The organism is Flavonifractor sp. An52 (genome assembly GCF_002159385.1).
GTDB classification, from domain to species: domain Bacteria; phylum Bacillota; class Clostridia; order Oscillospirales; family Oscillospiraceae; genus Flavonifractor; species Flavonifractor avicola.
This window is the reverse complement of record NZ_NFIB01000023.1, coordinates 18,757-32,352: the sequence shown is the minus strand read 5'-3', so window position 1 is coordinate 32,352 and position 13,596 is coordinate 18,757. Positions and strand designations below refer to the sequence as shown.

The following is a 13,596-nucleotide window of genomic DNA, read 5'->3' as shown; positions in this document are numbered from 1 at the left end:
TCTCCTTTTCTCAGAGTACCTGTCATATTACATTTTAAATTGCAAATCTTTAGAGTACATCTTCTTTAAAATCTTTTTACTGATACTTTCTTTATAAGTTTCTTTCTCATCTCCAATATTAGAAAGATCAACTTCAAAATAACTTGCTTCCGATTTGGGCAACCCAAAACGAATAATTATTTCTCTTTTTTCCGCTCCGTCATCCTTAAGCGAAAATATCATTGTCTTAGCTAAGGTAAAATCTCTTTTTGCGGTATATTGGCCATCTCTAAATGTGGTTTTATATAAAGAATACTGCCGCTCAAAAACACGAGAAATATTTTGCACTACAATTTCTGCTTCCTCAACACTGTCAAGATTAATAGTTTCTTGTATGTTCACTTCTTCACAACAAAACTTCTCGATCTCAAGTGATATGGAGTCTTCTTTTAACCCTGTATATAACTCATTCCATGTTTTTCTTCCCCATTCTTGAAATTCGTCACACAAAAAAAGTAAGCTTGGGAAAGTTGTAATGTGTATATTATATGCGTCGGGGCAAGTATGAGCAGCAATTGCACGAAGAATTTCACGTCTAATATAGAACTGTCTAGCATCTTCATTTTTATATATATAATCGTCATTTAAATTAAAATCAGACTCAAGGAAGTATAAAAGCATTTTGTAAATGATTATAGTGCTGATGATGCCATGCTGAAAACCTTCTAAAGATTTTGCATATTTTAAGTAGTATTTGGGTTGAATTCGTCCCCAAAATTCATTTTCACTCTCGTCAGCTCCATCTAACTTTTCCGAAGCTGTAGTCTTTTTCATTTTTGTACTAATAAATTTTAAAACATATTCATTGATATTATCTTGTGTACCGCTATAGCCAAAATTATTCCAAATGTTGGGACTCGGCACAAACTCTCTCATCATTTTTCGAGTTTTATCAAGAATTTGTTCAGCTTTTTCAAGCGGATAGCCCAAGTCGTGGCAAAGAGCAATTATTGTCCACATACTGATATATTCAAAGAAACCAATCTTGCTTGGCGGTTCAGCGCCCCCATCAAGGGTTAGCTTCTCAATAAATGGTTGATCTTCATTCATTTTTTTAAGCAAACAAAATATACCTAGCATCCAGACTCTAATTGCATGAAAAACATGGTCTCTATAATAAGCACTTGAGCCATACATTAGGCCTTCAAACTCTGTATAACGCTGATGATATTCGTTTAACTTATCAATTCCATATGCCACAATTGCTTTGTTTGGATTACTTTGAAAAGGTTCTCTAGTGTCATAATAGCGCAAACATACAATCGATTTATTTAACAGCAAACGCCACAAATCATCTAATTTTCCTGCTTTTGAATATGAAATAGCAGTATCTCTGTCAGATAAAAGTTTTGCTAATATTCCATCCTTTCCAACAATTTCATCATCCAGGGGATGTGCAAAGTCGTCAGGTAACTGTTGACCTCTCTCCTTGAGCGTATCCTCTAGAACTTTGTATTGTGCTTGTACAGTTTTGCGAATATCACTGCACATCTCATTAATCAATGTTTTATCATTAATTTTGTAACTCATTTCCTATCCTCCCACTCTTTAAGTATTTCTGTACCGGACAGTTTTCGCAATCAACTTTGCAATTCTCATAACTTTCTACAAGCATAACACTTTGTCTCAAGTACTCTGAGTTTGTGTATATATCCTCAATATCTTTTTCTAATATGTTATCAGGCAAAATAAAATTTCCATGCTCATCAAAAAATTTAATGTACTTAAATGCTTCACACCCAAAAACTGAGCCATCAAATTTAATATACAATTTTTCTTTTACAGCATGACAAGGTGGTGTGTTTCCTCCAATTGATAATGGCAACCCAAGTCGTATAGCTTTTCCTTCCGCTTTTAAATCTACTAAACGAGAACACAAATTGCTCAAATCAATATCATCTATCATAATGCTTGGAGCATTTTCGAGGGCGCGACCATGAGGTACTAACTTCAAAAAGTTAACTTGTTCTATTCCCATCTGCTCAGCAAATCGGATCACATCTAAGGCGTCTTCCACATTTTGTCTCATGGGAACAAAATGAATTTCCGTTCGAATTCCGCATTTGATTGCATTGGAGATACTTTCACGTAGCAGGGGAAAATGGCCTTTGCTCTGTGTAATCAAATCATAAGTGTTCTCGTTTGCCGATTGAAGATTAAAAAGCAAAGATCGTAATCCAACTTTTTTCATCTCTGATAGTAACGCAAGAGATAGTGGTTTAGCTTCTCCTGCATCTTTTACAATTCCACAGGAATATATATCAACGATAATATTAGAATCAGATATTTGCTTAACAATCTCAACAATATCAGGGTGTAAAAAAGGCTCCCCACCGGAAAGACATACCCTTTCGACTTTCAGCCGGTGTAAACCCTGAATAACACGGCGCAGTGTATCCAGTTGCAGCATCATCGTGCATTCCTCAGTTGAACAAGAAGAGCAATGGATACAGTGGTTTACACACTTCTGAGTAATCTCGATAGAAACATCTTTTATCATCACTTGCCCTCCTTTGAGCTGCCATCGACCAGTTTCATTTTCTCTAGCATTTCAAGGTATAGTTTATGTGGAAGTATAGCAACATACGGTTCACTATTTTTGATAACGCAGATTGCTGCATTTTTGTCATGTGCTTCTTTGAACACCTTTGCTGATTGCCCCCTATTGAAAATCTGAGCTTTATATGTTTTCAGGTATTCAAAAAGCATGGCAACATCACCTCTTATCTGCAATATGTTTATATTATACTCCAAAAGTAATTACTTTTCAATATTGTTTTTAAATTATAAAAGTAATTACTTTTATAATTATAATTTGAGTTATAAAAAAGTACCACAAGGCATTTGCCTGTGGTACTCTAATTGCTTATTCGATTTCGTTGTCCAACCCCTCCATCTTCAGCCAATCCTCAAAGGACTTCCTGGAGATGCGGATCATGTTGCCGATGCGGATCGTCTTGAACAATCCGGAGTTGGCGAGTTTATAGGCCGAGGCGCGGCCGATACCGAGAATGGCTGCGATGTCATTCACGGTGTATGTTCTGCTTTGGGGCGTCCCTTTTTCGTTGGTGCTCATAAAATGATCCTCCCTGCTAATAGCATTTTGAAATGGCCCCTGGAAGCCCTCTGTCACAAGGGGTTCCTGCTAATACCTTGCTAATACGACATTTGAAAAGGCGTTGTAAGGCAGCATATTTCAGGGGATTTTGTGCAAATTGACCTGCCTCCAGGCAGCACAATTTGCAAAGAAACAACACGGGAAGATATGATATGAACAATTTACGAAATGGTACGCCGTACTCCTAAGCGGTAGGTCGGAGGTTCGAATCCCCTCAGGCGTGCCAAAAACCGCAGCAGACCCCATGCCGGGCCTGCTGCGGTTTTTCTTTGCCCTCTCAGCTCAGAACGTTCCGTTTTTATATTTTTCCTTATGGGCTTCGATGAGCCCCGGGTCATCAAAGTAGTTGATCTTCATGGCGGCCTTGACCTCGTTCAGGGTGACCTGGGCGATAGCCCGGGCCTCGGCGCTGCCCGCTTTGAGAATGTCATAAACCGCCCCAATATCCTTCTCGTATTCCTTCCTTCTGGCCCGAATGGGGGCCAGCTCCTCCTGGATGATGCTGTTTAAAAACTTCTTGATCTTCACGTCTCCCAGGCCGCCTCTCTGATAGTGCTCCTTCAACTCGTCCAGGTTGGCGTACTCCGGCAGATATTCCCCGAAATGTTTGTCCTGGCAGAAGGCGTCCAGATAGGTGAACACCGCGTTGCCCTCAATGTGTCCGGGGTCTGAAACCTTCAGATGGAGGGGGTCGGTGTACATGGCCATGATCTTCTCCCGCACCTCCTCAGGCGAATCCGCCAAAAAGATGCAGTTGCCCAGGGATTTGCTCATTTTTGCTTTGCCGTCCGTTCCCGGCAGCCGCATACAGGCGCTGTTTTCAGGCAGCAGCACCTCCGGTTCCACCAGGGTCTCCTGGTAGATGGAATTGAACTTACGCACGATCTCCCTGGTCTGCTCCAGCATGGGCAGCTGATCCTCACCCACGGGAACGGTGGTGGCCTTGAAGGCGGTGATATCCGCCGCCTGGCTCACCGGGTAGCACAGAAAGCCGGTGGGGATGCTGGCCTCAAAATTCCGCTGCTGGATTTCCGCCTTAACCGTGGGGTTGCGGTAGAGCCGGGCCACGCTGACCAGATTCAGGTAGTAGAAGGTCAGCTCGGTGAGTTGGGGAATCTGGGACTGGATAAACAGGGTGGAGCGGCTGGGGTCCAGGCCCACCGACAGATAGTCCAGCGCCACCTCGATGATGTTCTGACGGACCTTTTCCGGGTTGTCAAAATTGTCGGTCAGGGCCTGGGCGTCGGCGATCATGATGAGGACTTTCTCATATTCCCCTGAATTTTGCAGAGCCACCCGCCGCCTCAGGGAGCCCACATAGTGCCCCAGGTGCAGTCTGCCGGTGGGCCGGTCGCCAGTCAGAATAATTTTGCTCATTTGAAATACGCCTCTTTCTACATTGTTTTGGAGTTCATGGGGTTCCGCCAGGGGCGTGTTTCAAACAAAAGCGCCCTTGACAGACCTATGGTTCTGTCAAGGGCGAATAAAATATCTTATCCGTGGTGCCACCTTGATTCATAAGGATAACCCTTATGCGCTTTACAGGATACCAACATATCCCTGGTAACTGACGTATACCCACACGTCGCAGAATACTCTGTAAGTAATTTCACTTACATTTGACTGCGCCCTCAGCGGTCCATTTGACAACTTGTTTCTTGCCCGGTTCTCAGCAGCCCGGACTCTCTGTAAAGGCATCATTGCCGTTATCTCCGCCTCAACGGTTTCAGGATTCCGTATTCAATTGTATGCATAGGATCATATCCCTAAGCCGGGCTATTGTCAATAGCCTGAAAAGATAAAATAAAAAGCAGCGCAGCGTTTACGGGTTCTGGGACTCCTCTTTCTGACGGCCCATTGCCTCCCGGGTCATCTTCCCATCCTCATAGAGCTGGATCTTATAGTTGAGCCGGTCCAGAGACTGCTGGATCTCCTCCATCCGGGCCAGCAGCAGATCCCGCTGCTCCATCAGCAGGGCCTTGCGGGCTTCCAGGGTGGCGTCCCCCTGGCGGAACAGCTCCACATATTCCACCAGCGCCTCGATCTGGACCCCGGCGGAGCGCATACACTTCATCAGTTCGATCCACTGGCAGGATTCCTGATCGTAGTCCCGGATGCCGCTCTTGTTCCGGGGCACCGGGGGGATCAGGCCGATCCGCTCATAGTAGCGCAGGGTGTCCGCGCTCAGGCCGTACTGCCGGCTGGCTTCCGCAATGGTCAAAGAGATCGCCTCCTGTTCTGTTGCCGGTATTGTAGCACCTGGAGTGGACTCCAAGTCAAGAGATTTTAAAACTTTATGGAAAAAGGGCAAGAAGCGCTTGACATGGAGTGCACTCCAGGTGGTAGCGTAAAGACAAACATCCAACAGGAGGAATCAAGATGGTTTATCGGGACTTTCAGGGAATTAAGCTGTCCGGGCTGGGTATGGGCTGTATGCGCCTGCCGGTGGTGGACGGAAAAGACGACCAGGTGAATCAGGCGGCGGTGGAGGAGATGGTGGCCTGCGCCATGGACAGCGGCGTCAACTACTACGACACCGCCTGGGGCTATCACGGAGGCAACTCGGAACTGGCCATCGGCAAGGCCCTGGCGGCCTATCCCCGGGAGAATTTCTATCTGGCGGACAAATTCCCCGGCTACGACCTGTCCAATATGGACAAGGTGGCGGAGATCTTTGAGGCTCAGCTGAAAAAGTGCCAGGTGGAATACTTTGACTTTTATCTCTTCCACAACGTATGCGAGATGAATATCAACGCATATCTGGACCCCAAGTACGGCATTCTGGACTACCTGCTGGAGCAGAAGAAAAACGGGCGCATCAAGCACCTGGGCTTCTCCTGCCACGGAGCCATGCCGGTGCTCAAGCGCTTTCTGGAGGCCTATGGGCCGCACATGGAGTTCTGTCAGCTCCAGCTGAACTATGTGGACTGGCAATTCCAGGAGGGGAAGGAGAAGGTGGAGTTGCTGGGACAGTACCACATCCCTGTGTGGGTGATGGAGCCCCTGCGGGGCGGGCGGCTGGCCCGGCTCACCCCGGAGGAGGCGGCTCCGCTGAAGGAACTTCGGCCGGAGGAGGGGGTACCGGCCTGGGCCTTCCGCTTCCTCCAGACTATCCCCGGCGTGGTGGTGGTTCTCTCCGGTATGTCCGATCTGGCCCAGACCAGGGACAACCTGGCTACCTTTGCCACTGAGGCCCCCCTCAGCGACAAGGAATGGGAGACGGTGCTGGAGGTGGGTCGGCGTATGACAGCCCCGGAGGCCCTGGCCTGTACCGCCTGCCATTACTGCGTCAGCCACTGCCCTCAGGGGCTGGACATCCCCCATCTGCTGGCCCTGTACAACGAGCACCGCTTCACCGGCGGCGGCTTTATCGCCCCCATGGCCCTGTCTGCGCTGCCTAAGGAGAAACAGCCCAGCGCCTGTGTGGGCTGCCATGGCTGCGAGGCGGTGTGTCCCCAGCAGCTGAAGATTGCCCAGGCTATGGCGGACTTCAGCGCCAAGCTCTGAGCCGGGCAGGGAAGGGGCCGGTATTTTCCCGGGAGAGCAGTCGTTTTTCAGGCTGGTTTCAGGTTGCCACGGTATGATAAAGTAGAAAATGAGGTGACGACCGTGAAGATCCTGATCGTGGAAGACGAACATCTGCTGGCGGAATCCATCGGCGCTCTGCTGGAAAACCAGGGGTTTGAGGTGGAGATGGCCTTTGACGGGGAGACCGGGATGCAGTACGCCGAGCTGGGAGTGTACGATCTGCTCATCCTGGACGTGATGATGCCCGGCCTGGACGGCTACGAGGTGGCCCGGCGGGTACGGGCCCGGCGGCTGGGCGTGCCCATCCTGATGCTCACCGCTAAAAGCGGCCTGGAGGACCGGATCGAGGGGCTCAACGCCGGGGCGGACTACTATCTGACCAAGCCCTTTGATGTGCGGGAACTGCTGGCCTGCATCCACGCCCTGCTCCGCCGACAGGGTCCCCAGGTGGACCAGATGGAGCTGGGCAATACCACCCTGGATCTGTCCTCCGCCCTGCTGCAATGCGGCAGCAAGCGGGTGCGCCTGTCCGCCAAGGAATTTGAAGTGATGCGTTTCTTGTTCCAGGCGGGGGGGCGCAACTGCTCCAAGGAGGCCATCCTGGCCAAGGCCTGGGGCTATGACTCCGACGCGGTGGAAAACCATGTGGAGGTGTACATCGGCTTTTTGCGGAAAAAGCTGGCCAGCATCGGCTCCAACGTATGCATTGAGACCATCCGCAGGATGGGCTACCACCTGGAGGTGGACGGCGATGATTAAGCGGCTGCGGCTCAAGTTTGTGCTCATCAACATGAGCATTGTCTCCATCATGCTGGTGGTGATCCTGGGGCTGGTGTTCTACTTCACCAGCGCCAACCTGGAGCGGGAGAGTATGCGGATGCTGGAGAACATCGCCCTGCAGCCTGTGGGGCTGGGGGTGCCCGGCCAGCCCGGTGAGGACGTGCAGCTGCCCTTCTTCAAGCTGCAGCTGGGGCTGGGAGGGCAGGTGGTGGCCACCGGCGGCGGGTACTACGACCTGTCCGACCAGGCCCTGCTGGACCAGCTCATTGCCCAGACCAGCGCTTCCCCCAAGTCCCTGGGGGTGCTGGAGGAGTATAACCTGCGCTACTACCGCCTGAACACCCCCGCCAACCAGTGCGTGGTCTTTTCCGACATCTCCAGCGAGCGGGCCACCCTGGACGGGCTGTTCAAAACCTGCGTGATCATTGGGTGCGTCAGCTTTTTCGGCTTTCTGTGGGGCAGCATTCTGCTGTCCAAGTGGGCGGTGCGTCCGGTGGAGCGGGCCTGGAAGGGGCAGCGGCAGTTTGTGGCCGACGCCTCCCACGAGCTCAAGACGCCCCTGACCGTGATCATGACCAACGCCCAGATGCTTCAGGACGGGGAGACCGGCGGAGCCGACCAGCGGCGGTTTTTGTCCAGTATCCTCACCATGTCCCGGCAGATGAAGGAGCTCATCGAGCAGATGCTGGAGCTGGCCCGGGGGGACCACGGGGAGACGAAGGGGGTGTTCCAGCCGGTGGAGCTGAGCGGACTGGTGGAGGACACCCTGCTGCCCTTCGAGCCTATCTTCTTTGAGGCGGGCCTCACCCTGGACAGCCAGGTGGAGGAACAGATCACCGTCTCGGGGGACTCTCCTCAGCTGGGCCGGGTGGTGGAGGCCCTGCTGGACAACGCCCGGAAGTATGCCAAACCCGGCGGCAGGGTATGGGTGCGCCTGGAGCGGCGGGGCAGGGGCCGCTGTCTGCTGACGGTGGCCGACCAGGGGGAGCCCATCCCGCCGGACACCCTGGAGCGGCTGTTTGAGCGGTTCTACCGGGCCGACCCGGCCCGCAGCCGGACGGGCAGCTTCGGGCTGGGGCTGTCCATCGCCCGGAGCATTGTGGCCCGGCACCGGGGGAAAATCTGGGCGGAGAGCCGGGAGGGGATCAACTCCTTTTTTGTGGAACTGCCCTGTGTTTGAAAGGGAGCGGCCTGCGGGCCGCTCCCTTTTTGTCGGATTTGGGGTCCTTTCAGCACCGTTTCAGCATGGGCGGCTATAATGGCTCCGATACCAGCGCCGGCGGTGGCCGTGCGCGGCAAGGAGGTCCAATATGATAACCGTGGAACATCTGACCAAATGTTATGGGGATTTCCTGGCGGTGGATGATCTGTCCTTTGAGATCGACGAGGGCCATGTATACGGCTTTCTGGGGCCCAACGGGGCGGGAAAATCCACCACCATGAACATCATGACCGGCTGCCTGTCGGCCACCGGCGGCCACGTCAGGGTGGACGGCTACGATGTGTTTGAAACGCCCAAGGAGGCCAAAAAGCGCATCGGCTACCTGCCCGAGCAGCCGCCCCTCTACCTCAGCGAGACGCCGGAGGAGTACCTGCGCTTTGTGGGCCAGGCCAAGGGCCTGAAGGGACAGGAGCTGGAGGCCCAGATCGCCGGGGTCATGGAGCAGACCAGGATCAGGGAGGTGCGCCGCCGGCCCATCTCCGCCCTGTCCAAGGGCTACCGGCAGCGGGTGGGCATCGCCCAGGCCCTGCTGGGGGACCCCCGGGTCATTATCCTGGACGAACCCACCGTAGGTCTGGACCCCATCCAGATCATTGAGATCCGGGAGCTGATCCGCCAGCTGGGACAGCACCACACCGTCATCCTCAGCTCCCACATCCTGTCGGAGGTCCAGGCCATCTGCGACAAGATCCTCATCATCAACAAGGGAAAGCTCATCGCCTTCGACACGCCGGAGCGCCTGGAGAAGCAGCTGCTGGCCCCCAGTGAGATCACCCTCACCGCTGAGGGGACGGAGGAGATCGTCCGGTCCATCCTGGGAGAGATTTCCCACATCACCAGCCTGGAGACGGTTCCCGACGGGGAGGAGCGCACCACCGTCCGCCTGAAAACCGACCTGGAGGACATTTACGACCTGTCCCGGCAGCTGTTCTTTGCCTTTGCCGGGCAGCAGGTGCCCCTGCTGGAGCTGGCCCTGAAGAAAACCGATCTGGAGGATATCTTCCTGGAGCTCACCGAGCAGCCCGCCGAAGGGCCCACGGAAGAAGAAGAAGGGAAGGAGGAGACCGTATGAGCGCCATTTTCAAGCATGAGCTGCACAACTATTTCCATTCCCTTACCGCCTATGTGTTCGGCGCCTTCCTGCTGGCCTTTGTAGGCATCGGCGCCATGTACTACAACATCCAGGCCGCCATCAGCAACTTTGAGTACGTCCTCAGCTTCGGCAGCCTGGTGTTCGTGGTCATCGTGCCCATCCTCACCATGCGGGTCATCGCCGAGGAGAAGAAGCAAAAGACCGACCAGCTGCTCTACTCCCTGCCCATCACCACCGTCCAGGTGATTTTGGGCAAGTATCTGGCCCTGCTGGTGCTCTATCTCATCCCGCTGGCCATCATCTCCATCTATCCCCTGATTTTTGCCCAGTTTGGCGAGGTCTACCTGCCCACCGCTTACGGCTCCATCTTTGCCTTCTTTGTGCTGGGCGCCGCCCTCATCGCCGTGGGCACCTTCCTGTCCTCCCTCACCGACAACCAGGGCCTGGCCGCCGGTGTGGGCATCGCGGTGATTTTGCTCAACTACTACAGCGTCAGCCTGTCGGAGTACGCCTCCGCCACCGCTCTGGGCTCGGTGATCGCCCTGCTGGTGATCTATGTGCTGCTGGGCCTGCTCATCCGCTATGTAACCCGCAACGGCAGCCTGGCCTACTGGATCGCCTTCGCCCTGTCGGCGGTGACGGTGGCCCTGTTCGTGATCAACAGCCAGGCCTTTGAGGGCCTGCTGCCCAATATCATGAACCAGCTGTCCCTGTTTGAGCGCTTTACCACCTTTGTCAACGGGATCTTCGATGTGAGCGCCATCGTATATTACCTGACAGTGATCGCCTTCTTCCTGTTCCTGTCGGTACAGTCCCTGGAGAAGAGGAGGTATAACTGATGAAACTGCCGGTGCATTTGAATCCAAACGGCGGGAAGGGGCGCAACCGAATCGCCTTCCAGGGCGGCTCCTACGCCCTGGCCATCTCCGCCATCGTGCTGGCCCTGCTGGTGGTGGTCAACGTGCTGGTGTCCATTCTGCCCACCAGCCTGACCCGGTTTGACATCAGCTCGTCTCAGCTGTACTCCATCACCAGCAACACCAAGTCGGTGGTCAACGCCCTGGAGGAGGACGTGACCATCTACTGGATCGTCCAGGCTGACGAGGAGGACCCCATTGTGGAGAACCTGCTGGACAAATACGACAGCCTGTCCGACCACATTTCGGTGGTGAAGAAGAACCCCGATGTCTACCCCACTTTCACCCAGCAGTACACTGACGAGACGGTGGCCAACAACAGCCTGATCGTGGAGTGCGGGGACAAGAGCTGCTATATTTCCTACAGCGACATCTATCTCTATGAGACCGATCTCTACTCCTACGGCTACACCAGCGCCTCCTTCGACGGCGAGGGCGCCATCACCTCCGCCATCGACTATGTGGTCAGCGACGAGCTGCCCCAGCTCTACCTGCTGGAGGGCCACGGAGAGGCGGAGCTGCCCCAGACCTTCCAGGAGCAGCTGGAGAAGGACAACATTGAGACCCAGACCCTCTCCCTGCTGACGGTGGATACCATCCCGGAGGACGCCGACTGCCTGATGATCTACAGCCCCTCCAGCGACCTGTCCCAGGAGGAAGTGGATATGCTCCGGGACTATATGGCCGGCGGCGGCAAGCTGCTGGTGATGGCGGGCCCGGTGGAGGACAGCAGCCTGGATAACCTGTACAGCCTGCTGGAGGACTACGGTGTCACCGCCGCCGAGGGCATTGTGGTGGAGGCCGACCGGGACCACTACGCCTTCCAGATCCCCCTGGCCCTCATGCCCAATATGACGGAGAGCGACATCACCCAGCCCCTCATCGACGAGAACTACTATCCCATCGTGCCGGTGGCTACCGGCCTGACCGTCAGCGGCAGCGCCTCGGGCGCCACGGTCACCGAACTGCTCACCACCTCAGACAGCGCCTTCAGCAAGGTGTCCGGCTATGAGATGACCACCTATGACAAGGAGGAGGGGGACATGGACGGACCCTTTGCCGTAGCGGTATCGGTGGAGCTGGACGACGGCGGCGAGATGGTGTGGTTCTCCTCCTCTCTCTTCCTGGACGATGGGTACAACGCCTACTCCTCCGGGGCTAACGTGAACCTGACCATGAACGCCCTCTCCCAGCTCATCGGCGAGCGGGAGGCCATGTCCATCCGCAGCAAGTCCCTGAATTACAACTACCTGACCATCAACGAGTCCACCGCCTCCCTGCTGAAGGTGACCATGATCGGCGTGTTCCCCCTGATCTATCTGGCCATTGGCATCGGCGTGGTGATCAAGAGAAGGAGGATGCAGCATGAGCCGGTCTAAAAAGCTTCTTTTGCTGCTGGGTGTCCTGGCAGTGGTGTGCGTGGCCACCTTCTGCGTCAGCCTCTACCAGGAGCACAAGGAGCAGATCAAAACCAGTGACCAAATCATTCTGGAAATTCCGGAGGACTCGGTGACCGCCCTGTCCTGGACCTATGAGGACCAGAGCCTGGCCTTCCACAAGGACGAGGTGTGGTACTACGACGAGGACGAGACCTTCCCGGTGAATGAGGACGCCATCAGCGCCCTGCTGGAGGGCTTCCAGTCCTTCGGCGTGTCCTTCATCATCGAGGAGGTGGAGGACTACGGCCAGTACGGCCTGGACGACCCGGTGTGCACCATCCAGCTCACCACCGAGGACGCCAGCTATGAGATCCAGCTGGGCGACTTCAGTACCATGGATTCCCAGCGGTATGTGTCCATCGGGGACGGCAACGTCTATCTGGTGCAGGAGGACCCCCTGGACGCCTTCGACGTGGAGCTGTCCGACCTGATCGCCAACGACAGCCTGCCCTATGTGGATACGGCGGACCAACTTAGCATCCAGGGTGAGGATTCCCTCCAGATCACCTGGCAGGAGGAGGGCGCCAGCTACCGGGAGGAGGACCACTACTTCGTCACGGTGGACGGAGAGGCCCAGCCCCTGGATACCGGCCTGGTGGAGGACTTCCTGTATACCCTGAGTTCTCTGGATCTGACCGAGTATATGACCTACAACGCCGGGGAGGACGACCTGGCCACCTACGGCCTGGACGACCCGGAGCGCACCATTACGCTGGACTACACCACCCAGGATGAGGACGGCAATGAGACCGCCCACACCGTGTCTCTGGCGGTGAGCCGTGCCCCGGCGGAGCGGTGGGACGACACCCAGGCCGACGCCGAAACGGAGACCGGCGAGGAAGAGGAGGTCACCGCCTACGCCCGGGTGGATGATTCCCCCATCATCTACAAGATCACCACCCAGGAATACCGGGCCCTGATGGACGCCTCCTACGACACCCTGCGGCACAAGGAGATCCTGCCCGCCGACCTGGAGAATGTGTCCCGGGTGGACGTGACCCTGGACGGCACCTCCTATACCCTCACCGCCAGCGGCGAGGGGGAGGAGCGGACCTGGTCCTACGGGGAGCAGGAACTGGAGAACAGCGACCTGCCCGATGCCCTCCAGGCCCTGACCGCCGACCGCTTTACCGGGGAGGAGCCCACCGGACAGGAGGAGATCTCCTTTACCCTCCGCCTGTCTCTGGAGGGGGAGCCCACCGTAAGCATCCAGTTCTACCGCTATGACGGCACTTACTGTCTGGCCGTGGTGGACGGCCAGCCCACCGCCCTGGTGACCAGAAGCCAGGTGGTGGACCTGCAGGAGGCAGTGTATGCCGTGGTGCTGGGAGAAAGCTGACCCTGTAAGAAAACTGAAAGAAATGTTCGGAAACTTGTAGGGTGCGGGAAAGAAAAAGCAAAAACATCAAACGCCTTGCTTTGGTACCATATCGGTATCAAAGCAAGGCGTTTTTTGCCTG

13 protein-coding genes are annotated in these 13,596 nt (G+C 54.5%); 7 read left to right on the top strand and 6 right to left on the bottom strand.

Annotated features, from left to right (window positions below; translation table 11 throughout):
* Positions 1 to 27 precede the first annotated feature (27 nt).
* The 6 genes from B5G06_RS09805 to B5G06_RS09775 all read right to left on the bottom strand — a co-directional run bounded on the left by B5G06_RS09805 (position 28) and on the right by B5G06_RS09775 (position 5,378).
* Complete coding sequence (locus B5G06_RS09805; RefSeq protein WP_087188898.1) at positions 28 to 1,569, bottom strand: hypothetical protein; 1,542 nt, start codon at positions 1,567 to 1,569, stop codon at positions 28 to 30.
* Positions 1,553 to 2,539, bottom strand: a complete 987-nt coding sequence (locus B5G06_RS09800; protein WP_087188897.1) for a radical SAM protein — start codon at positions 2,537 to 2,539, stop codon at positions 1,553 to 1,555. Before B5G06_RS09800 ends, B5G06_RS09805 begins: the two co-directional genes overlap by 17 nt.
* Positions 2,539 to 2,748, bottom strand: coding sequence for a hypothetical protein (locus tag B5G06_RS09795; protein WP_087188896.1), 210 nt, complete (start codon positions 2,746 to 2,748; stop codon positions 2,539 to 2,541). Before B5G06_RS09795 ends, B5G06_RS09800 begins: the two co-directional genes overlap by 1 nt.
* 157 nt (positions 2,749 to 2,905) lie before the next feature.
* Positions 2,906 to 3,115: a helix-turn-helix domain-containing protein gene (locus B5G06_RS09790; protein WP_087188895.1), complete on the bottom strand. Its 210-nt coding sequence runs from the start codon at positions 3,113 to 3,115 to the stop codon at positions 2,906 to 2,908.
* A 324-nt stretch (positions 3,116 to 3,439) separates the two neighbouring features.
* Positions 3,440 to 4,534 carry a tryptophan--tRNA ligase gene (gene trpS, locus B5G06_RS09785; protein WP_087188894.1) on the bottom strand — a complete coding sequence of 365 codons (1,095 nt, stop codon included), beginning with the start codon at positions 4,532 to 4,534 and terminating at the stop codon, positions 3,440 to 3,442.
* 445 nt (positions 4,535 to 4,979) lie between these two features.
* Entirely contained in the window at positions 4,980 to 5,378 is a 399-nt protein-coding gene (locus tag B5G06_RS09775; protein ID WP_087188893.1) for a MerR family transcriptional regulator, read from the bottom strand.
* 158 nt (positions 5,379 to 5,536) lie between these two features.
* Between B5G06_RS09775 and B5G06_RS09770 the strand changes: the two genes are divergently transcribed.
* The 7 genes from B5G06_RS09770 (at position 5,537) to B5G06_RS09740 (ending at position 13,475) form a co-directional block, all read left to right on the top strand.
* Positions 5,537 to 6,664, top strand: coding sequence for an aldo/keto reductase (locus B5G06_RS09770; protein ID WP_087188892.1), 1,128 nt, complete (start codon positions 5,537 to 5,539; stop codon positions 6,662 to 6,664).
* 102 nt (positions 6,665 to 6,766) lie between these two features.
* On the top strand, positions 6,767 to 7,444 hold the full coding sequence (locus tag B5G06_RS09765) for a response regulator transcription factor (protein ID WP_087188891.1): 678 nt from the start codon (positions 6,767 to 6,769) through the stop codon (positions 7,442 to 7,444).
* Positions 7,437 to 8,645, top strand: a complete 1,209-nt coding sequence (locus tag B5G06_RS09760; protein ID WP_087188890.1) for a sensor histidine kinase — start codon at positions 7,437 to 7,439, stop codon at positions 8,643 to 8,645. Before B5G06_RS09765 ends, B5G06_RS09760 begins: the two co-directional genes overlap by 8 nt.
* 130 nt (positions 8,646 to 8,775) lie before the next feature.
* Positions 8,776 to 9,759 (top strand): ABC transporter ATP-binding protein, encoded by a 984-nt coding sequence (locus B5G06_RS09755; RefSeq protein ID WP_087188889.1) that lies wholly within the window; start codon positions 8,776 to 8,778, stop codon positions 9,757 to 9,759.
* Complete coding sequence (locus B5G06_RS09750; RefSeq protein WP_087188888.1) at positions 9,756 to 10,619, top strand: ABC transporter permease; 864 nt, start codon at positions 9,756 to 9,758, stop codon at positions 10,617 to 10,619. Before B5G06_RS09755 ends, B5G06_RS09750 begins: the two co-directional genes overlap by 4 nt.
* Entirely contained in the window at positions 10,619 to 12,076 is a 1,458-nt protein-coding gene (locus B5G06_RS09745; protein ID WP_087188887.1) for a GldG family protein, read from the top strand. Before B5G06_RS09750 ends, B5G06_RS09745 begins: the two co-directional genes overlap by 1 nt.
* Positions 12,063 to 13,475 carry a DUF4340 domain-containing protein gene (locus tag B5G06_RS09740; protein ID WP_087188886.1) on the top strand — a complete coding sequence of 471 codons (1,413 nt, stop codon included), beginning with the start codon at positions 12,063 to 12,065 and terminating at the stop codon, positions 13,473 to 13,475. The genes B5G06_RS09745 and B5G06_RS09740 overlap by 14 nt, the downstream gene beginning before the upstream one ends.
* Positions 13,476 to 13,596 lie beyond the last annotated feature (121 nt).